16 protein-coding genes are annotated in these 19,625 nt (G+C 59.0%); 11 read left to right on the forward strand and 5 right to left on the reverse strand.

Going from position 1 to position 19,625, the window contains the following annotated elements; translation table 11 throughout:
• Nucleotides 1-5 precede the first annotated feature (5 nt).
• The 3 genes from IPM54_08560 to IPM54_08570 all read left to right on the forward strand — a co-directional run bounded on the left by IPM54_08560 (nucleotide 6) and on the right by IPM54_08570 (nucleotide 4,691).
• On the forward strand, nucleotides 6-2,081 hold the full coding sequence (locus IPM54_08560; protein ID MBK9259872.1) for a sulfatase: 2,076 nt from the start codon (nucleotides 6-8) through the stop codon (nucleotides 2,079-2,081).
• A 132-nt stretch (nucleotides 2,082-2,213) separates the two neighbouring features.
• Entirely contained in the window at nucleotides 2,214-3,302 is a 1,089-nt protein-coding gene (locus IPM54_08565) for a TIGR04053 family radical SAM/SPASM domain-containing protein (GenBank protein MBK9259873.1), read from the forward strand.
• Nucleotides 3,303-3,470: 168 nt separating this feature from the next.
• A complete protein-coding gene (locus IPM54_08570) occupies nucleotides 3,471-4,691 on the forward strand; it encodes an NnrS family protein (protein ID MBK9259874.1) in 1,221 nt (406 codons plus the stop codon).
• 56 nt (nucleotides 4,692-4,747) lie between these two features.
• Here the strand turns inward: IPM54_08570 and IPM54_08575 are convergent, their stop codons facing one another.
• Nucleotides 4,748-5,947 (reverse strand): molybdopterin molybdotransferase MoeA, encoded by a 1,200-nt coding sequence (locus tag IPM54_08575; GenBank protein ID MBK9259875.1) that lies wholly within the window; start codon nucleotides 5,945-5,947, stop codon nucleotides 4,748-4,750.
• A gap of 244 nt (nucleotides 5,948-6,191) precedes the next feature.
• Here IPM54_08575 and IPM54_08580 point away from each other — a divergent pair, with 244 nt between their 5' ends.
• The 6 genes from IPM54_08580 (at nucleotide 6,192) to IPM54_08605 (ending at nucleotide 14,116) form a co-directional block, all read left to right on the forward strand.
• Nucleotides 6,192-7,184, forward strand: a complete 993-nt coding sequence (locus tag IPM54_08580; protein MBK9259876.1) for a radical SAM protein — start codon at nucleotides 6,192-6,194, stop codon at nucleotides 7,182-7,184.
• Nucleotides 7,185-7,286: 102 nt separating this feature from the next.
• Complete coding sequence (locus IPM54_08585; protein MBK9259877.1) at nucleotides 7,287-10,757, forward strand: molybdopterin-dependent oxidoreductase; 3,471 nt, start codon at nucleotides 7,287-7,289, stop codon at nucleotides 10,755-10,757.
• Between the two features lie 9 nt (nucleotides 10,758-10,766).
• Nucleotides 10,767-11,897 (forward strand): dehydrogenase, encoded by a 1,131-nt coding sequence (locus tag IPM54_08590; GenBank protein MBK9259878.1) that lies wholly within the window; start codon nucleotides 10,767-10,769, stop codon nucleotides 11,895-11,897.
• A gap of 12 nt (nucleotides 11,898-11,909) precedes the next feature.
• Nucleotides 11,910-12,782 (forward strand): hypothetical protein, encoded by an 873-nt coding sequence (locus IPM54_08595; GenBank protein MBK9259879.1) that lies wholly within the window; start codon nucleotides 11,910-11,912, stop codon nucleotides 12,780-12,782.
• A complete protein-coding gene (locus tag IPM54_08600) occupies nucleotides 12,779-13,456 on the forward strand; it encodes a molecular chaperone TorD family protein (protein MBK9259880.1) in 678 nt (225 codons plus the stop codon). Before IPM54_08595 ends, IPM54_08600 begins: the two co-directional genes overlap by 4 nt.
• 276 nt (nucleotides 13,457-13,732) lie before the next feature.
• Nucleotides 13,733-14,116, forward strand: coding sequence for a c-type cytochrome (locus IPM54_08605; protein MBK9259881.1), 384 nt, complete (start codon nucleotides 13,733-13,735; stop codon nucleotides 14,114-14,116).
• Between the two features lie 178 nt (nucleotides 14,117-14,294).
• Here IPM54_08605 and IPM54_08610 read toward each other — a convergent pair whose 3' ends face one another.
• Both IPM54_08610 and IPM54_08615 read right to left on the reverse strand, forming a co-directional pair.
• Nucleotides 14,295-15,515, reverse strand: a complete 1,221-nt coding sequence (locus IPM54_08610; GenBank protein MBK9259882.1) for a hypothetical protein — start codon at nucleotides 15,513-15,515, stop codon at nucleotides 14,295-14,297.
• Nucleotides 15,516-15,540: 25 nt separating this feature from the next.
• A complete protein-coding gene (locus IPM54_08615; GenBank protein MBK9259883.1) occupies nucleotides 15,541-16,062 on the reverse strand; it encodes a hemerythrin domain-containing protein in 522 nt (173 codons plus the stop codon).
• Between the two features lie 290 nt (nucleotides 16,063-16,352).
• On the opposite strand from IPM54_08615, the gene IPM54_08620 reads away from it, so the two are divergent.
• A complete protein-coding gene (locus IPM54_08620; protein MBK9259884.1) occupies nucleotides 16,353-16,745 on the forward strand; it encodes a hemerythrin family protein in 393 nt (130 codons plus the stop codon).
• Between the two features lie 75 nt (nucleotides 16,746-16,820).
• On the opposite strand, the gene IPM54_08625 is transcribed toward IPM54_08620, so the two are convergent.
• Entirely contained in the window at nucleotides 16,821-17,201 is a 381-nt protein-coding gene (locus IPM54_08625) for a hypothetical protein (protein ID MBK9259885.1), read from the reverse strand.
• Between the two features lie 192 nt (nucleotides 17,202-17,393).
• Between IPM54_08625 and dinB the strand changes: the two genes are divergently transcribed.
• Nucleotides 17,394-18,503, forward strand: a complete 1,110-nt coding sequence (gene dinB / locus IPM54_08630) for a DNA polymerase IV (protein MBK9259886.1) — start codon at nucleotides 17,394-17,396, stop codon at nucleotides 18,501-18,503.
• Between the two features lie 613 nt (nucleotides 18,504-19,116).
• Here the strand turns inward: dinB and IPM54_08635 are convergent.
• Nucleotides 19,117-19,503 carry a zf-TFIIB domain-containing protein gene (locus tag IPM54_08635; GenBank protein ID MBK9259887.1) on the reverse strand — a complete coding sequence of 129 codons (387 nt, stop codon included), beginning with the start codon at nucleotides 19,501-19,503 and terminating at the stop codon, nucleotides 19,117-19,119.
• Nucleotides 19,504-19,625: the final 122 nt, after the last annotated feature.

The following is a 19,625-nucleotide window of genomic DNA, read 5'->3' on the forward strand; positions in this document are numbered from 1 at the left end:
TGGACATGCTGAAAATCGACGCGCAGAATGCAGGGTTTGCGCATGACGCGCCCGAGCAGGACGTTGCCAAGGCTTCAGCATCTGCGTCGAGCGCCTCCGTACGCGTGCAAGCCAATGCAGAAGCGCAGGCATCGACGATGGGTGGCGTGCGTGCCGTCATGTTTGCCACCTTCGTATTCATTGTCGTCAATACGGCGACCATTGCGTTGACGCTACCCTTGCCGGTGCAAGGCATTCGTCTGCGAGCGCTGCATCACCTTTACGATGTGGGCCAACACCTCGCCGCGGGCCTCTTGGCAGCGGCAACCGTTGCCTTGTGGCAAAAATTCGGGCCGCGCCGATCGATGTGGAACCATGTTGCATTGGTCGTCGTGTCGATGGGCCTTGCGATTCCCATTTTGCGCCCCGATCTGCATGCGTTTGCCCATCGAACTGCGTCCCTTCGATGGGCCGGTGCGCTGCTCGCATTGCTCACCACGCTCGGTGCATTGGGTGTCGTCATTGCTGCGGAAGCGGGACGGCGGCTCGGACAAACCTCTCGCCACCTCGCATGGCTCGGAATCGGCATTGGCACCATTATCTTCATCCTCAACCATCGGCTCTTACGTCGTGATTACCCCGGTGTTCACTTTTTTGTAGCGCTTTCCGGCGCGAGTTTGATGGCTGCTGCCGTCGCGTCCCTGCGATTGCCATCGTGGTGGGCGCGTGCCGTTCGCGCAATGCCGTGGATTTTGGTGACGATCATTGCGGGGTTTACCGTCGTCGTTTGGCCAGGCAATGTATTGCTCATTGAAATGCTCAAGGTCGACGGCGCCGTCGTTGCTCCTTGGGTGGCCAGGATGTATTCTGCCCGCCGCGGCAGCGCCAGCGTTCCCGTCGCTGCGCGAGCTTGGTATTCGGATCGATCGACGCTGCCTCCGATTCCGCCGACTGCACCGCCGCTGCTCGGGGACAAACCCGTCGTCGTACTCATTTCAATCGATGCGCTCCGAGCAGACATCATCCAGTCCAAGAAATACGACGCGCGTTTCCCCACGTTCGCCAAATTGCGGGACCAATCCATCGATTTTACCATGGCCCGCGCCAATGGTACACAAACGGTCTATTCTCTCACGACGCTCTTCACGGGAACGTACTTTTCCCAGCAATATTGGGCGATTCATCCCAAGGTTCCCGCTACATTTCCGCACGAAGAGCCGGCGACGCGATTTCCGCAATTCCTTGCGGACAGAGGCATCACCACGGTCAGTGTCACGACGTCGTATTTGTTCAACCACGCCTATGGTCTTCTTGGAGGTTTCTCCGAGGAAATCCAGACGGAGGACAAGAACATCACCGGCCGCGATCCTTATGCACGCGGCGTGCTCATGATGAACGATATCATCAAGCGCCTCGAAAAACAGGGCTCGGAAGGCTTATTTCTCTATTCTCATTTGCTCGATGCGCACGCGCCCTACGATCGCGCCGGTACGCGAGGTTCGGAATTCGATAGGTACCTCGCCGAGGTCGCCTATCTCGACCGAGAAATCGCTCGACTGCTGACGACACTCGACAAAACGGGCCTCGCTTCGCGCTGCGCGTTGATCGTGACGTCCGATCATGGCGAGGCATTCGGTGAACATGGCTCGAGGACGCATGGCGTCAGCCTTTATGAAGAATTACTTCGCATTCCTCTATTTGTCCGACTGCCGAATGTCCCGCCGCGCAAAGTCGATACGCCCGTCACATTGATCGACCTCGGTCCAACGATACTCGATCTCATGGGCGCACCCACGCCCGGTTCCAACATGGGTCAAAGCCTCGTCCCGTTTTTGCGTGGACAATCGCCCGTATTGAATCGACCCATCGTGGCCGAAACGCGCCTCAAAAAGTCGCTCGTCACGAATGACGGCTTCAAAATCATCGTCGACGACGTCTCGCACACGACCGAAGTATACAACTTGAAGACAGATCCGCGCGAGCTAAACAATTTATACGATGGTCCCGGATCTCCCGATGCTCAACGCGTTGAATTGTTGCGGCTTTTCTTCGACACGCACAGAATTCGCCGGCCCGGTTACGTCATTCCCTACAGGCCATGACGAGCGCCAGCAACCAACTGCATATCTTGCGCCTCACGCAAAACGTGCCGTTTTCTTCACCCTTGTACATAGCTCGAACGCAAGGAAATCGTCAATGCTCGTGTGGCACGACGATTGCCACGCGTCGTGCGTATGCGCCTCGCAAAAAATATGTTCGATGAGGCCCCATTCATGGTGTTCTGGGAAATGACCCAGGCCTGTGATCTCGCATGTAGGCATTGCCGCGCGTGCGCCGTCCCCGATCAGAATCCGCTCGAGCTTCGTACGGACGAAGCGGAGCAGCTTCTTCGCGACGTTCGCGAAATGGGCACGATGCTCTTCGTGCTCACGGGCGGCGATCCTGCAAAACGCAAAGATCTCGTGCACTTGGTGCGTCATGGTACGCAATTGGGGCTCCGCATGGCGCTTACGCCGAGCGCCACGCCGCTCGTCACACCGGACCTGCTCTCGGCGCTCAAGGACGCAGGACTTGCGCGCCTCGCCGTGAGCCTCGATGGCGTGTCAAACGCCGCGCATGATGACTTTCGCCGTGTGCTCGGGTCCTACCGGCGCACGTTCGAGATTCTGGAGACGGCGAAAGCTCTGGGAATTACGACGCAAATCAACACCACGGTGACGCGCTTCAATGTCGCGGACCTGGAACGCATGGCCAAACAGATAACGCCGCTCGGCATCGAGCTGTGGAGCATTTTCTTGGTCGTGCCCACGGGACGAGCAACGGAAGCGGACGTGCTCGATCCGGACGAGGTGGAAGGCGTGCTCGAACGGCTTGCCGTGCTTACCGAAACGGCGCCGTTCGACATCAAAACGACGGCGGCTCCGCATTTTCGGCGAGTTCTGTTGCAGCGCAAGGTGAAGCGTTCGGAAATCGCTGGCATTGCAGATGGAATCGGTCGCGCTCCACGCGGCGTGAACGACGGCCAAGGCATTGCTTTCGTGTCGCATCTCGGAGACGTCATGCCGAGCGGTTTTTTGCCGATTCCGTGCGGCAATGTTCGCACGCAGCGCATTCGCGACATATATCGCGATCATCCCGTATTTCGCTCGCTTCGCGAGCCGGACGCGCTTTCTGGCAAATGCGGAGATTGCGAATTTCGGAAGGTATGCGGTGGTTCTCGCGCCCGGGCCTATGCCATGGAAGGCGACCATCTCGCGTCGGATCCTGCGTGCGCATATCAGCCGCGCCAGCGACGATCCGAGGCGACCGACGCGATTTGCTGAGACATCGAGCGCACGCTTTCGGCATATTTTGCGCCGCACGCAAGCCCTGCGCGCTCCCCGTTCCTCAGGGCAACCATGCCCCCGACAATCCCCGTCTCATTCGCGCGGTACGGTGCTTGCAGCGCGGCAATCGGACCGTCTTCGTTGCTTCGCGCACGGGAGGCGAACATGGAAGTTGTCACTGTCAATACGATGCTCCGCAAGCGCGACAAGCGCTCGCCTGCGGGTGCGCTCCTCGAAATGGGTTTTCGCCCATTTTTTCTACTAGGATCGGCGTTTTCTGCCGTGGCCATGGCCATTTGGTACCTGGTCTATCGAGGCGCGGTGCGCCTGCCTCTTGCAGGCCTCGATCCGCAGCTTTGGCATGCGCACGAAATGGTGTTTGGTTTCGGTGGCGCCATCGTTGGCGGGTTTCTGCTCACGGCTGCGCGCAATTGGACGTCCCTTCCGACGGCTTCCGGCGGTGCGCTCGTGGCCATCGTTCTCGCCTGGCTCGCTGCACGATTGATACCGCTTGCATTCGGCACGAACGCCATTGCCATCATGGCCCTGGCCGATATGGCATTCCTCGGCGGGGTCTTCGTGAGCATTGCGAGCCCCATTCTGCGCTCGAAGCAGACGCGGCAAATCCCCATTTTGGGCGTGCTCTTCGTTCTGGGCGCGAGCCACGCTGCGTTTTACCTCGGCGCGTGGTCGCACAATACGAATCTCCTTCGCGGCGGGCTATACGCGGGTCTGTACGCGATCCTCTTGATGGTCCTCCTCATTGCGGCGCGCGTCGTCCCGTTCTTCGTCGAAAAGGGCATTCCAGGCACCGCCAAACCCGAAGAACCGCGATGGCTCTTCGTCTCCGTGCCGCTGCTTTTCGTAGCGTACGCGGCGCTCGACGTTGCTGGCGTGAGCATGCAATATGGTCTCGGCGCCGTTTCCGCCTTGCTCGCGATTTTGACGACGGTGCGCATGGGCTACTGGTACCGGCGCGGCGTTCTTTCGCGTCCGCTGCTTTGGGTGCTCTTCGTGGCTTATGCTGGTTTCCCGCTCGGGTTTTTGCTTCGAGCGCTCGCGATGCCCCTGGGGCTGGCTCCTTCATTGGCACTTCACGCCTTGAGTGTCGGGGCCATTGGCGTCATGACGCTCGGCATGATGGCGCGCGTGACCCTTGGCCATACGGGTCGCGTGATTGCATCGCCGCCGCGCGCTTCTGGCGTGCTTTTCGGATTGCTCGCTTGCGCGCTCGTGGCACGAGTGATCGGGCCGGCCAGCGGAATCGGTGATTACGTCGTTTGGATGAGCGTCGCGCAGGTGCTTTGGATTCTGGCGTTTGCGAGCTTCGCGTTCGTCTTCGGCCCCATGCTCGTCGCCCCGCGCGTGGATGGCAAGCCTGGTTGAGGGCTAGCTCCCGCTGCGCTGCGGGCGTTCGCAATGACCGCCCGCAGCCTTGCTCGCTACGCCAAAGCCAACACCCGCAACATCTCCCCCGCATAAAGCTTCCCACCTCGTCCAGGCAGCCACGCAAGCGCATCGGCTCGCGCCACACCGACCGTCGAGCCCGAAGCTTGCTGCGGCAAGAGCGAAGCCACGAGCCGCCCGTCGTCGTCTACCTCGAGCGTCGCGCGGGCAAATTGAATCCTGCCCGTCGGCAATACCATTTCATGCGCTGCTCGAGCCGATATCCACTTCGGTCGCGCAGCCACGTCACCCTGCATCGCCCGAAGAAGCGGCTGCGCAAAAAGGACCGCCGTCACGAATGCCGCTGCGGGATTTCCCGGCAATCCAATCACTCGACCCTGACCGAAGCGCCCAAACGCCATGGGTTTTCCAGGCTTGATGGCCACTTTCCAAAAATCGAGCGCCACGTTTTCCATCACGAACGCCTCGCGCACATGGTCGTGCGATCCGACGCTCACGCCGCCAATCGTCAAAAGCAGATCGGCACAATCGAGCGCCCGGCGCACTTCGAGGCGAATGGCGTCGATGTCATCACGAGCATGCCGGTGCTCGACCGTCGCCCCGCATTGCGCCGCAATCGCGCTGATCATCGGTCCATTGCTGTCGACAACGCTGCCCGCAGCAGCCGCCGTCCCGGCAGCTCGCAATTCGTCGCCCGTCGTGAGCACCACGACGCGCGGTTTTTGCGCCACGAGCACCTTCGCCCGATCCAATGCCGCCACGAGCCCCACGTGCCGCGTTCCAAGACGCATTCCTCGAGTGAGCGCCGTTGCACCAACCTGCAAGTCCTCGCCCTGCTTTCGCACGTGCTGCCCGCGCCGGATTGCATGCGTCAATAAAATGGCGTCGCCTTCTCGCTGCACGTCTTCCTGCGCCACGACCGTATCGGCCCTTTTGGGCACCGGAGCCCCCGTGAAGATGCGACAAGCCGTCCCTTGTGCGACGATTTCCAGAGGCGCGCCACCCGGCCGAGATTCTCCCACGACGAGCAACCGCGGCTTTTCACCCGAAGGCAAGTCCGAAAGGGCAAACGCATACCCATCCATCGCGCTGTAATCGAATGCGGGTATCGGCGCGCGAGCCGCCACATCCTCGGCAAGCACGCGGCCCACACATTCGAGCGGCGAGACAGGCTCGGGCTCGAGTCGAGGTGCATCGTCGAGCAATCGCTCGAGCGCTTCTTCGTAGGTGAACATAGGAACTGACTCCGTGGCGTAGCATGTCTTCGGGTACGGATACGAATGAAATCGATACGCTCGTGCGTCTTCGGTCATTAGCAGTCGGTCGCAACCAGTAGTCAGTAGCAATGCCCATGCCCGGATGAACGTCGCCCGACGCAAGGATTGCGTCGAGCACGCATGATTCGCACGCTCATTGCAGATGGCCATCGAGATTTGCGGAATTTTCCGTACGGGCGCGTTTCGTGCATCGGATGAGGACATGAACCGCCCCCCCGCAGCAGCTCGCGTTTCGATTACGGATCGCTGCGATCTCGCATGCGTTTATTGCCGCCCCGCGAATGGCGATGCGTGTTTGCCGCGGGAACGTAGACTCGATGTGTCCGCGTGGGCCGAGCTCTTCAAGGCATTGGCCGCGCAAGGCGTGCGCCGGCTCAAATTGACCGGAGGCGAGCCGCTTTTGCACCCGCACGTCGTGGAGCTCGTACGCACCGCTGCAAACACACCCGGCATTACGGATGTGTCGCTCACGACGAATGCGACTCGATTGGAATCACTGGCCCAGCCGCTGCGCGATGCAGGTTTGTCACGGATCAACATCTCGGTGGACTCGCTGCGAGAAGATAGATTCCGCGTCATCACACGAGGCGGCGAGCTCGTGCAAGTTTTGCGTGGCGTGCGCGCCGCTTGCGCCGCCGGGTTCGACGAGATCAAGACGAATACCGTGGTCCTCGGTCCGGGAGAACGAGGCGACGACCGGAACGACGACGAGCTTTCGGACATCGTCACTTGGGCTTGGTCCCTGGGAATTACGCCGCGATTCATCGAGCTCATGCCCATCGGCGTGGCCGCGCAGTTTCCAGGTCGGCTCGTTTCTTACCGGCAAATGCGCGATGCGCTGGTTTGTCTCCTTGGAACCAATGACGAAATTGGCAAAGTGGACGACAATCGCGGGCCTGCACGTTACGTATCGGCATCCCAAAATCGAGCTTCGCGCGTGGGATTCATTACGGGAACAACGCGTCCTTTCTGTGAAGGATGTGATCGAATTCGCATTACGGCGGATGGTCAGGTGCGCAGTTGTTTGGCGCGGATGGATTGTGTGGATGTGTCGGATGCTGCGCGTGCTGGTGATTTCGCCGACTTGGTACAGAGTCTGCACACAGCATGGACGCAGAAGCCTGATACGAGGAGCTGGAAAGGTTCCACGGAGACTTCGGCACGTCGCGTCAGCATGCGCGTGCTCGGAGGCTGAATTCGGTTTTACATAATGGAACGACATATTTGGCTGGGAATGTTTCAATCTGGCGAAATCGGAGCACTCGACGGACGATGCGTCCGCGGTTGGAGGTAAGCCATGTCGGGTAAAATAACGAGGCGCTCATTGCTGTCTCTGCTGGGCACGGGCGTTGCCGGTGCAGCAGCGACGAACGCTTGGGGGTTCAATTTCTTGGAGCCGCTGGTCGTGGAAAACCCGCTGGCGGCGTATCCAAGCCGGTCGTGGGAAGACGTATATCGTGATTTGTATGCGTACGATGCGACGTTTACATTCACGTGTGCGCCCAACGATACGCACAATTGCATCCTCAAGGGATACGTTCGAAACGGTACGCTCGTTCGTATCGGGCCGACGTTTGGTTATGGTGAAGCGATGGATGCGTCTGGGTTTGGCCAAGCGTCTCATCGCTGGGATCCGCGCGTGTGCCAAAAAGGTTTGGCGCTCGTGCGAAGGTTTTACGGCGATCGGCGCTGCAAGTACCCGCTCGTGCGCAAGGGATGGCTCGAATGGGCCGAGGCGGGTTTTCCGCGCGACCCGAATACGGGCGCGGTCGATCCGAAATACCTGCGCCGGGGACTCGATCCGTTCGTCCGCGTGAGTTGGGAGCAGACGTTCGAGCTTGCGGCGAAGGGTTTCCAATCCATTGCGAAGGACTACAGCGGCGAGCAGGGCAAGAAGTGGCTCACGGCGCAAGGTTTCGATCCGGCGATGATCGAGGCTACCGAGGGTGTGGGGACGCAGGTCATCAAGATGCGTGGCGGCATGCCGCTGCTAGGGCTGACGCGCATTTTCGGCCAATACCGATTCGCGAATACCTTGTCGCTGCTCGACGCCAAAGTCCGCAACGTCGAACCGGACAAAGCTTTGGGCGCTCGCGGTTGGGACAACTTCACCTGGCATACCGATTTGCCTCCGGGACATCCGATGGTCACGGGACAGCAGGCCGTGGACTGGGACTTGGTGTTGGCTGAGAAGGCGAATCTCTTGGTGGTCTGGGGCATGAATTGGATCACCACCAAAATGCCCGATGCGCATTGGCTGACCGAAGCGCGGCTCAAGGGAACGAAAGTCGTCGTGATTGCGGCCGAATATTCCGCGACGATGAACAAGTCCGACTTGGGCTTGGTCGTGCGTCCGGGCACGACACCGGCGCTCGCCTTGGGGTTTGCCCACGTCATCCTCAGCGAAAAGCTGTACGATGTCGAGTTCATCAAGGCCAATACGGATCTGCCTTCGCTCATTCGGCTCGACACGTTTGAACGATTGCGTGCGGATGACGTCTTGGACCTCGAATCGAAGGGCGGAACCGGTTTGTTCGTGGTCAAAAAAGGCGAGTCATCGCCGGCGGCGGTGGATCAGGATCGCGGCGTCGTCAATGAGGCAATCGTCGACAAGTTCGCTCCGTTCGTCGTATGGGACGCGAAAGACAACAAACCGGTGGCCGTGAGCCGCGATGAAATTGGCGCGAAGTGGAAGGAGCGCAAAATCGACGCTGCGCTCGAGGGCGAAGTCGAGGTTACGCTCAAGGATGGAAGCAAGGTCAAGTGCAAGCCGAGCTTCGACTTGATCAAGCAATACGTGCTCGACAACTTTGATCCGGCGTCCGTCAGTGAAATGACGTGGGCGCCGGTCGAGGGGATTCAGACGATCGCACGGGAAATCGCCAAGAACCCCGAAAAAACACTCTTCGCCTGCGGCATGGGGCCGAATCAGTTCTTCAACAACGACCTGAAGGACCGAGCCGTTCTTTTGGTTGCGTCCTTGTCGCGCAACATCGGGTTCGTCGGAGGCAACGTTGGCTCGTATTCGGGCAATTACCGCGCAGGCTACTTCAATGGGCTGCCGCAATACATCTTCGAGGACATGTTCGACCTCGAGCTCGACCCGGAAAAACCGTCGCGGGTGAAATCACGCGTGCGGTTCGAATCGGTGCATTACTGGAACCACGGCGATGCGCCGCTTCGCATGGGCAAAGAATTGCTCACGGGCAAGAGTCACATCCCAACGCCGACGAAGGCCGTGTGGGTATCCAATTCGAACTCGCTCATCGGCAATGCCAAAGGGCATTACGAGACCGTGTTCAATACGATGAAGCGCGTCGACATGCTCATCGTGAACGAATGGTGGTGGACGGCGTCGTGCGAATATGCGGACATCGTCTTCCCGGTCGATGCGTGGGCGGAATTCAAGCATCCGGACGCGACGGCAAGCGTGACGAACCCGTTCATTTCGGTGTTTCCGCGCACGCCTTTCGAGCGCATCTACAAGACGAAGTCGGACATCGAATGCAGCGCCGGCGTCGCGAAAGCTCTGGCAAAGCTCACGGGCGACGATCGTTTTGCCAAAGCGTGGAAATTCGTGGACGATGGACGGGTCGATGTATACCTGCAACGCATCTTCGACGCGTCGAGCATGGCTCGCGGCATCGACTTCTTGAAGGCCGAAGACGACGCCAAGCGCGGCGTGCCGACGATCATTCAATCGCGCACGTACCCGAAATCGGTCGGATGGGAACAAGCCTACGAGGACAAACCTTGGTACACTCGCACCGGGCGGCTCGAGTTCTACCGCGACGAAAAGGAGTTTTTGGAGAGCGGCGAGAACCTGCCCGTGCACCGCGAACCGATCGACTCGACGTTTTACGAACCAAACGTCATCGTGGGCAAGCCGCATCCCGCGCTTCGTCCGAAAGGGCCGGAAGCGTACGGCATCAAGAGAGACGACTTGGAGGGTGACGTGCGACAAGCGCGCCACGTGCTCAAACCGTGGAGTGAAGTCAAGGAGACGAAACATCCGCTGAATGCACACGACGCGAGCTACAAGTTCATCTTTCACACGCCGAAATATCGGCACGGCGCGCATACGACGCCCGTCGATACGGATATCGTGGCGGTTTGGTTCGGGCCTTTCGGCGATATGCTCCGGCACGATACGCGTACGCCATTCGTCACGGAGTCGTATTTGGAAATGCATCCGCTCGATTGCAAGGATCTCGGATGCGAAGACGGCGATTACGTGTACGTGGATGCGGATCCGCACGATCGGCCGTTCAAAGGTTGGAAGGACAAGGATCGGGCCGAAGAATACAAGGTCGCGCGGCTGCTTTGCCGCATCAGGTTTTACCCGGGCACGCCCCGCGGCGTCATTCGCATGTGGCACAACATGTACGGCGCGACGCATGGAACCATGCGTGGAGCGGCGACGCATCCGTACGGTTTGGCGCGAAATCCCGATACGGGCTACCAAGCGCTTTTCCGAGCAGGTTCGCATCAAAGCTGCACGCGCGGATTCATCAAACCGACGCACATGACGGATACGCTCGTGCGCAAGAATTCGTTGACGCAGATGATGGGTCAAGGTTTCGAGCCCGACGTGCATTGTCCGACGGGTGCACCGCGCGAATCGTTCGTGAAGGTGACACGCGCCGAAGCTGGGGGTATCGGCGGAAAGGGGTTGTGGCGTCCGGCTGAAAAAGGGCTGACGCCGACCCACGAGACGGAAGCGATGAAACGCTTCCTCGCAGGCAAGTACGTGTCGGTGAAAGGCTGAGGGATAGCCATGAGCAAAGTACAAAACTGGCAAATCGGTCGGGAAATGGAATACCCGTACGACGATGCGCGACCCCAGCGCCAGATCGCGTACATCTTCGATACGAACAAGTGCATCGAGTGTCAAACGTGCACCGTGGCTTGTAAAACGACGTGGACGAGCGGCAAAGGGCAGGAGCACATCTTCTACAACAACGTGGAAACCAAGCCTTATGGGTTTTACCCGCATGGCTGGGACGTGAACCTGCTCGATAAGCTCGGCCCCGGCGAATGGGATGGCAACGTCTACAATGGCAAGACCATCTTCGAGGCTGGGAAGGAAATCGGCGAACGTGCGCTCGGTTATGCGCCGGACGAGGAGGATTACGCGTCGCCGAACCTCGGTGAGGACGTTTGCGCTGGATCGCTCGAGCAGGGCGCGTTTTTCCAGAACATTCACAACGTGTGGATGTTTTACTTGGCGCGCATCTGCAACCATTGCACCTATCCGGGATGTTTGTCGGCCTGCCCGCGCAAAGCCATCTACAAGCGCCCGGAAGACGGCATCGTGCTCGTGGATCAATCGCGTTGTCGCGGGTATCGCGAATGCGTGAAAGCGTGTCCGTACAAGAAGATTTTCTACAATTCGGTCACGCGTGTGTCGGAAAAGTGCATTGGTTGCTATCCGCTCATCGAGAAAGGCGAACAGCCGCAATGCGTCAAGACGTGCATCGGTAAAATTCGGCTCCAAGGCTTCATCAGCAAGCCGGGCGAAGAGCGCGCGGACAATCCCATCGATTACCTCGTGCGGATCAAGAAAGTCGCGCTCCCGCTGTACGCGCAATACGGGACCGAACCGAACGTGTATTACATTCCGCCAGTGCACGTGCCGATCGATTTCACGCAGCAGATGTTCGGGCCGGGTGTGCAAGCGGCCATGAACACGTACCGCAGCGCGCCGACGGACAAGACCCTGCTATCGGCGCTGCTCATGTTCGGCAATACGCCGCGCATCATCCATTCGTTCAAGAATGATGGTGATTTCGCGGTGGGTTACGAGGCGGATGGGAAAGAAGCGGTTCGAGTACCGCATGACGAACCGTTTTTCAAGCGCGATTTCTTCGACAAGACGCGAAAAGTCTTCCGCTTGAACGTGACGTGAGGGAGGCATACCATGAAAACGACGAATTGCCTCGTTGTAATGCTCGCCGGGATGCTCGCGGCGAGCTGCGGGAACAAGACCACCACGACGTCGAACGACATCAAAGTGGCAATGGTCGAGACCGTCCCGATCGACCCGGATCACGCGGCCTGGGGGCGAATGGTCGACGTCAGCATCGACGTGTTGCCGCAACAGATCGCGTTTCCGACGTTGAAAGAGGGCTCGGTCAAGAAGCTCAACGTGCGCGCACTGGCAGACAAGGATTGGCTTGGTTTGCGCCTCGAATGGGAAGACCCGACCGTCGACGACATGCTCGAAACGGACAAATTCACCGACGGCGTGGCCGTGGAATTCCCGCTTGGAGACTTGACCAAGACCAATCCAATGATGGGTGATCCGCAAAACCCGGTGTACCTCGTGCATTGGAAAGCTGCTTGGCAACGCGATGTCGACAAGGGTCGCGCCGACGTGCAAGATTTGCATCCTGCATATTGGTCGGATCCTTACCCGTTCGTGGCGGGTGGTCACCCTTATCCCGTGCAAGAAAGCTTCGAAAGCGCCAATTCGAGGCGTTACTTGCCGGGTGTGGCTGCGGGCAACCCGATGAGCAAAATCTCGCGGCAATGGCCGGTCGAAGAATTGCATGCAGAAGGATTCGGGTCACTTGCTGATCACCGATTCCAGGATGCTCGAGGCAAAGGCGTATGGACCAAGGGAAAGTGGCGCGTGGTATTGCTTTTGCCGCGCGAAACTTCGGATCCGGCGAATCCGCACTTTGCCGCGAAGAGCTCGACGAGCGTTGCGCTTGCCGTCTGGGAAGGTAAAGCGAAAAACGTGGGCGGCCGCAAACATTGGGCTCCCTTCACCACCATCGTGATGCCATGAATACGACGAGCGAAATGAAGCGACAAATGGCCATCGTACGAGCCGAAGGTTATCGAGTCTTGGCCGTGCTGTTTGGCGAGACGGACACGGAGACGCTTTCGGAGGAGGCTTCTGCCGCAGCCTCCGGCCCGCTTGGCGAATTCTTCGCGCACGTCGGAGAGACCATCGAGGAGGATATCGTCTACGAGCATACGCGCATGTTTGCGCAAGGCGTGGCCGTTTGTCCGTGTGAAACATCGTATAGCCGCAGGGACAAGGGCAGCCAGCTCGGACAGCTCTCGGCGCTGTACGGCCTTTTCGGTGCGAAATTGGGCGGTGCGGAATCGGAAGCCCCCGACCATATTTGTGTCGAGCTCGAATTTGCATCGCTGCTTTGTCTCAAAGAGGCGCTGGCCCTCGAGAATGGCGACGAGGAAAACGCAAACATTGCGCATCGCGCGCAAGAGGTTCTCCTTTGCGAGCATCTCGGGGCGTTCGTGCCGCGCTTCGTACAGCGACTCGTGACGTCCACCGATGTGCCGTATTACCAGGCCATTGCGGAATCTCTGGCCCGCTTCATCACATGGGACCTCGAGCGAAACGGCTGGCAGCCTGAAAAATGGGCGGCGCAATTGCCCATGATGGACGCCGAAGAATTCGACAGGCCCGTGTGTCCGATGGCCGCCGAAGCATGATTCGAGCGCGCCGCTCCCCCCTCCACGAATTGCTCTTACCCGCTTGCGTCGTTCGACGCACCAATCCCTGCACGTAAAACCATTCTGAAGCGTGTCCAAGTTCAAATATTTGGGGCTTCGGGTCGCCTTCGGCGCCCTGCGCCCCAACCCACATCGCGATCCGCCGCGGAGGCGCACCGTTCGCACGACAAACGCAAAATATGCACCTCTGTCGACGACGCACTCCAAAATTCGGCGCAAAACCGAGTGGCCAGGATCTTGCTATTCTCTTCAATCATGAAAACTCTCGCACTCATCCTCGTCGCAACGTCGCTCGTTTGGGCCGTTGGCTGCGGCAAAGACGGCGGCGGTGGTGGCGACTCGATCGACCCCGCCACGCAAGCAGAGGCGGCGAAAATCTACATGCAACGCTGCTCGACGTGTCACGGTCCCAATGGTGCCGGTGACGGTCCTGGAGCAGCCGCTTTGAACCCGAAACCTCGTAATCTGCAGGAGGCAGCTTGGCAGTCGAGTGTCGATGATGCGTACATCGAGAAAATCATCAAGCTCGGGGGCCCCGGCGTTGGCAAGAGCGCGGCGATGCCTCCGAATCCCGATCTCGCCAGCAACGAGCCCGTCGTGAAGGCATTGCGTGCCAAAGTTCGGGCCCTCAAGCGGTAATCGCGCGGCGGGGCAACCCGCTCATACCCCATCATCCTCCAACCTCCTGGGCGTTACGATAAACGGCATCACGCCATTCTCGCACCTCACCCCCCAACCCCCTCTCCCCGTCGCCGCTAGGCGGCTCCGCGGAGAGGGGGAGAATTTTCTCAGCAAAAGCGCTCGGTTCCCCTTTCAATCAGGCCTCCGCGAGCGAGGGGAGTGCTTGGTCAGCCGGCACCATCATTTCGATCGGCACGAGCAACCCAAAGAAACGGGTCATCGTCGCGAAAAACACGCCACGCTGAAACACGACGAGCTCTGCGCGTCGCAATCGCAATGCATCGAGGTCCGCAGCGGCAACGTCGACTGCGCTCGTTATGACGACCAAGTCACCAAACGCCGCACGTGCCCGAATTTCGGCGACCAAGTCCATGCACACGGCCGTGGCAATCACCACGCTCAGCGGATCGACGACCGCTTGGCCCACGAGCGCTGGGCGCCACACGAATACGAGCAAAAAAAGCAACGTCGCCGGCATCGACCGCCAGAATGCCGTTCGCAATGGTGGTTCCGCACCCATGACGACCGAATGATTTGCGTAGCCCAATGCAACGCTCAGAACAATCGTAAAGAGGCTCGCGATGACGGTGAACGTGACGCTTCCCGGCGTCATGGCCGCTGCCGCGCGCGCATCGACGACACCGAAAAGCGCAAGCGCCGTTACTAACATTGGCAGGACAAACGCCAGAACGACCGGACCAATGCCGCTTGCCGGTACACGCGCAGTCCATGATCGCGGCGCTGAAGTATGCCGACCGAGTACCCATACGGTGATGATTGCAATGGCGAGAGGCACCCCGACCATCTGCACGCCGTCAGCAAGTGAAGGTGCTGGTTTCCCACGCATCGTCATGACGACGTCTTGCAGCTCGCTCGCAATACCAAGCGCGGCGAACACAGCAAAACCATGACCGATTCCTCGGCGCGAAACCCACCATGCAAGTGTCGCGAGTACACCTTGACCCGCAATGAGTGCCACGAACCACGATGCTTTCGTCTCGCGTGACAACGGAACCATTGCGTCGACGGATCGAATGACGTGATACGCCAAGAGCGCGGAGAACAGCATTGCGAGGAGCAGCACCGCTTTCGTCCAGCGCTGCCGACCCGCATTGCTCGAGCGAACGAATGCAGGCACAGCGCGACGACACACATCGACCACGACCGCAGAGACCAAGAACGACGTGATTCCCAAGGAAAACACGCTGCCCGTGGCCCATTGCCACGTACTTTGTGGAAAAACGTACGCCTGCCGAACGTCGAGGTGCGGAAGCTTTACGAGGAGCGGCAGGACGAATGCGATGGCGATTGCCATCAGCGTGATGATGCAGCGTTTGACGAGAGCGTCTTGCCGCATGGGTTTCGTCACTCGATGAACACCCTCACTCACTGCACGCTTGCTGAATTTCGGCGAAATTGCGCCGATAGTCATCCTGACCGAAGATCTGAGGAACGGCGTTTTCGGTTTTGGTGAGCATCTGCGCAAGGAGCTGTTGGTCGCAGCCCTCGAGCAGCCGGTCCGCCATATAAAAGAGGATTTCGTTTTCCTTGCGGATGTGCAGCGACAAGAGGTCCACGTAATCGAGCGCCGCTTCCACGTCCAATTCCGGGAGCGACACTTCGATCCGCCTGAGGAGATCGCGCCCCATGTCATGTTCGCGAAGCATCACCGCCACAGGACCTTGGCGTGGCATACCCGCGGCCAAGAGCGCCGGAAAAAGCACTTGCTCTTCTTTTTGGTGATGATAATCGTCCGCGAATTCGCGGAAAAATGCGATGAGCTTTCGCATGTGCTGCTCGGGTACGACGCCCCCCGCCTGGGCCCATTTCGCCGTGATAGCAAGCACATCGAGCGCGTCGAGAATGAGTTCGTGATCTCGTTTGAGCCATTCAGTTGTGTTCATAATCCCCCTGGACAGCAAAAACCAATCCATGTCGATGATCCGCGTTGTTGGCGCTCTTGCATGGCCTTGCAGCGCGCGGCGTCCATCGACCTCCCCCGCAAGATCTGCGTCTACGGGCGCAAAGTGTGCACCGAGCCCTGCGCAGAGGATGCGATGCGCAGGTGGTTTCGGCGAATTCCGCCACGTGGTCACCGGGACGAACCGGCATGCCCGTTGCTTCGATGCCTCGAGTCGGTGACGCCTTTGCAAAGGTCAACGAATCACACGATTTTCGAAACGAGGTTTGGCGTATGAATTCACCTCCACCCAGCGTGTGGGTCCCCCAAGCTTACCGACTCAACCTGCGCGTCATCGATTACGAGCACGGTCGTATTTTTGCGCTGCTGCGACGCCTCGAAGATCCACGCGCGGATGCTCGCTGGGTCCTCGACGAGCTGGCAGATTATGCCAACAAGCATTTTTTGGTCGAAGAAGAATTGATGAAGGCGTACGAATATCCCGCCGCCGAAGCGCACAAAGCCGCGCACGATCTGTTTCGGTCGCGAGTCGGGCAAATGATGGGCGATCTTGGGGAAACAGGAGAAGTGCTGAAAACGGTTCGGGTATTCCTCACGAGCTGGCTCATCAACCATATCGACAAGGTCGATCGGCAGCTCGTGAAATGGATTCAGGAGCATCCCTAAAGTCACGAGCAGAGCATCGCGCGGGAAACCGCATTGCGGCAGCCGTCGCGAGCTCTGCTCACGCAATGATGCTTCTCAGCGCATATACCCGACGTGCAGCAGCGCCAGGCCGAGCATGAGCTGGATAGCCGCCGACACCGATAGGAGCCAGGGCTTTTCGTTGAGCATGTCCAATCCGATTTTCATGGACCGCTCCGGAGCAAGCATGCGTATCGCTCCACCAATCGTGAACATCCAGCCGACGATCGTCACTGCAATCGGAAAGCTTGGCGTCCACGCGTTGACGATGCCGAGCCCGATGAGCATCGTCATGAACCCGGCGAGATAAATGAGGGCACGGCTATTCAGAAATTCCTCGGCCATCGCCCGGTAGCTCTTGGTGAACAAGAACATCCCGATGGCATTCACGACGAGCAGCGGCCCCATCATCTTGGCAATATGAATCGCAGCATCCATGAGTTTCCCCTCCCGTTCCAAACGGAATCGTGGGCCTCACGGAACCGAACGCAAGGCCTCGACAGTACGCGTCGGACGTCTTCAAGTGGGTCATTTTCCGCATGTGGGTGAATATTTAGAATTTGTCGTTTGATTCGCGCGTGGGTCGTTTGGTCTTGGCGACGCATCGCGTTTGTGACAAAGTCCGCCTTCATGCCCGACGGCGGCGAGCCAAAGCGAAAAATCATCCATATCGACATGGATGCTTTCTACGCATCGGTCGAGCAGCGTGATGATCCGTCGCTCAAGGGCAAACCCGTTGCGGTGGGTCACTTGGGGCCGCGCGGTGTGGTGGCTGCTGCAAGCTACGAGGCGCGGGCTTTTGGTGTGCGCTCGGCCATGCCGTCGGTACGCGCAGCGCGCATGTGCTCGGACCTCATTTTCGTGCCGCCGCGATTCGATGCCTACCGCGAAGTATCTCGACAGATTCATACCATATTCAGAACATTCACGGACATCGTCGAGCCGCTGTCGCTCGACGAAGCGTATTTGGACGTCACGCAGAATCATGCAGGGCTCGCGTCGGCCACGCAGATTGCCCGAGAAATTCGACGCTTGATTCGCGAGCAAACGGGGCTCACCGCGTCGGCCGGCGTTTCGTACAACAAATTCATTGCGAAACTCGCATCCGATCGCAACAAACCGGACGGCCTGTGCGTCATCCGCCCCGAGCAAGGTCCGGATTTCGTCGCAACGCTACCCGTTCGATACTTTCACGGCATAGGTCCGGTCACGGCGAGCAAAATGGAATCGCTCGGGATCGTGACGGGGAAAGACTTGCGCGACAAAGATTTGATATTTTTACAAAAACATTTTGGAAAATCGGCACATTATTACTATTGGGCATCACGAGGGCGCGATGATCGACCGGTCGAACCCCATCAAGAACGCAAATCGATCAGCGTCGAAGACACATTCCTCACGGACAAAAGCGAATTGCCCGAGCTGATCGAAGCCGTCGACCACATTGCCAAGGCGTTATGGCAACGCATGCAAAATGCGCAATCGTATGGACGAACGTTGACGCTGAAGATCAAGTTCGCCGATTTTCAACTGATCACGCGGTCGAAATCGCTCATGATACCCATTCGTTCGGAGGCCATCTTGTGCTCGGCGTCGCGGGACCTACTCCGCGCGCAATGGCCCTTGCGCATGGGCGCCCGCCTTCTGGGGCTCGGCGTGCACAACCTCGAAGGAACGACGCCTGAACCGATATCAGGACAGCTCGAGTTTCATTGGTCGAGCGATCCGCAGCGGTGGTAGAATCATCCGCTTGCACTCTGAATGTTGTGTCGCAAAGCAGTGTGTGCTTTACTGTGGAAGGTATGCCGACCATGAAAACATTCAACGTCCTGCTGTTCCTTGCGACTCTGGCAGCAAGTGCGGTTCTCGGATGCGTACCCGACGACGACAACTCGTTGGAGGCGCGCTGTAACCGAAGGGCATTTGCGTGCCACAACAGTTGCTACAAGGCTAGCCAGGGTGCGGCGTGCCATGCATGTTGTGACGACGGTGCCCGGGGGTGCAAAACGGGTGGCAGCTTTTCCTTCTACTCTTGCCCCGACAAGGACTAGGCGCGATGGGATGGCCAGCACTCGTTGGGTTGAGCATCCTAGTTGCCTTACGACCGGGATGTGGTCCCTACAAGCCAGAGAAAGAAAAACCCCAGGAAAACCATAAAATACCTGCATGGTGCCACGAAGGATCCATGCACTGCTACAACGGCTGTTTCAAGCGCGAAGAAGGTGAGCTTTGCGGCTCGTGCTGCTTCGAACAGCTCATCCTCTGCGATGAGAATCGCGCCTACGACTTCAAGAAATGTGATACGGTCGAGCGAGGCGCCAGGGGGAAGTGAATTTTTGTCGCTTCAGCCGTGCTACGCGCTCTTCTGGGAACCACGGAACAGGTTCACCAGATTCGCGACGAGGCTCTCCGTCTTGATGGCCTCGAGCTCGCCGCCATCGAGCCATGTGCGGCGGCACGAGGGGCACGTGTCCATCGTCACGTGCTCGTCGCGGTCGCTCTTCACCTTGTTCATGGCGACGTTGCACGCGGGGCAATTCAGCGGCGCCTGCTGATCCGCAGCGCTCGGGATGTGGCGGAATTCGATGAACACGTCCTCGTGCTGAAGCTCGACATCCTCGAGGTCTTCAGGCGCGATGAACGTGCCTCTGCAGGTTGCGCAGCTGTGCACCTTTTCGAGGATCGAGTGGTCGGCGAGGCGACCGCGTACGAGAGGCGTATGGCAACGGGGGCAGTTCATTGACATGGGGCTACTGTAGAGCGCGAATGTCGGCCGCTGTCAAGCAAATGATGGCGCTCGACGTCAGTGTTTCGTAAAGTTCGTCACACGGGCGGCTCGATGGCGTCGATCACGGCGAGCGT

This window comes from Polyangiaceae bacterium (assembly GCA_016715885.1).
GTDB lineage: Bacteria > Myxococcota_A > Polyangia > Polyangiales > Polyangiaceae > Polyangium.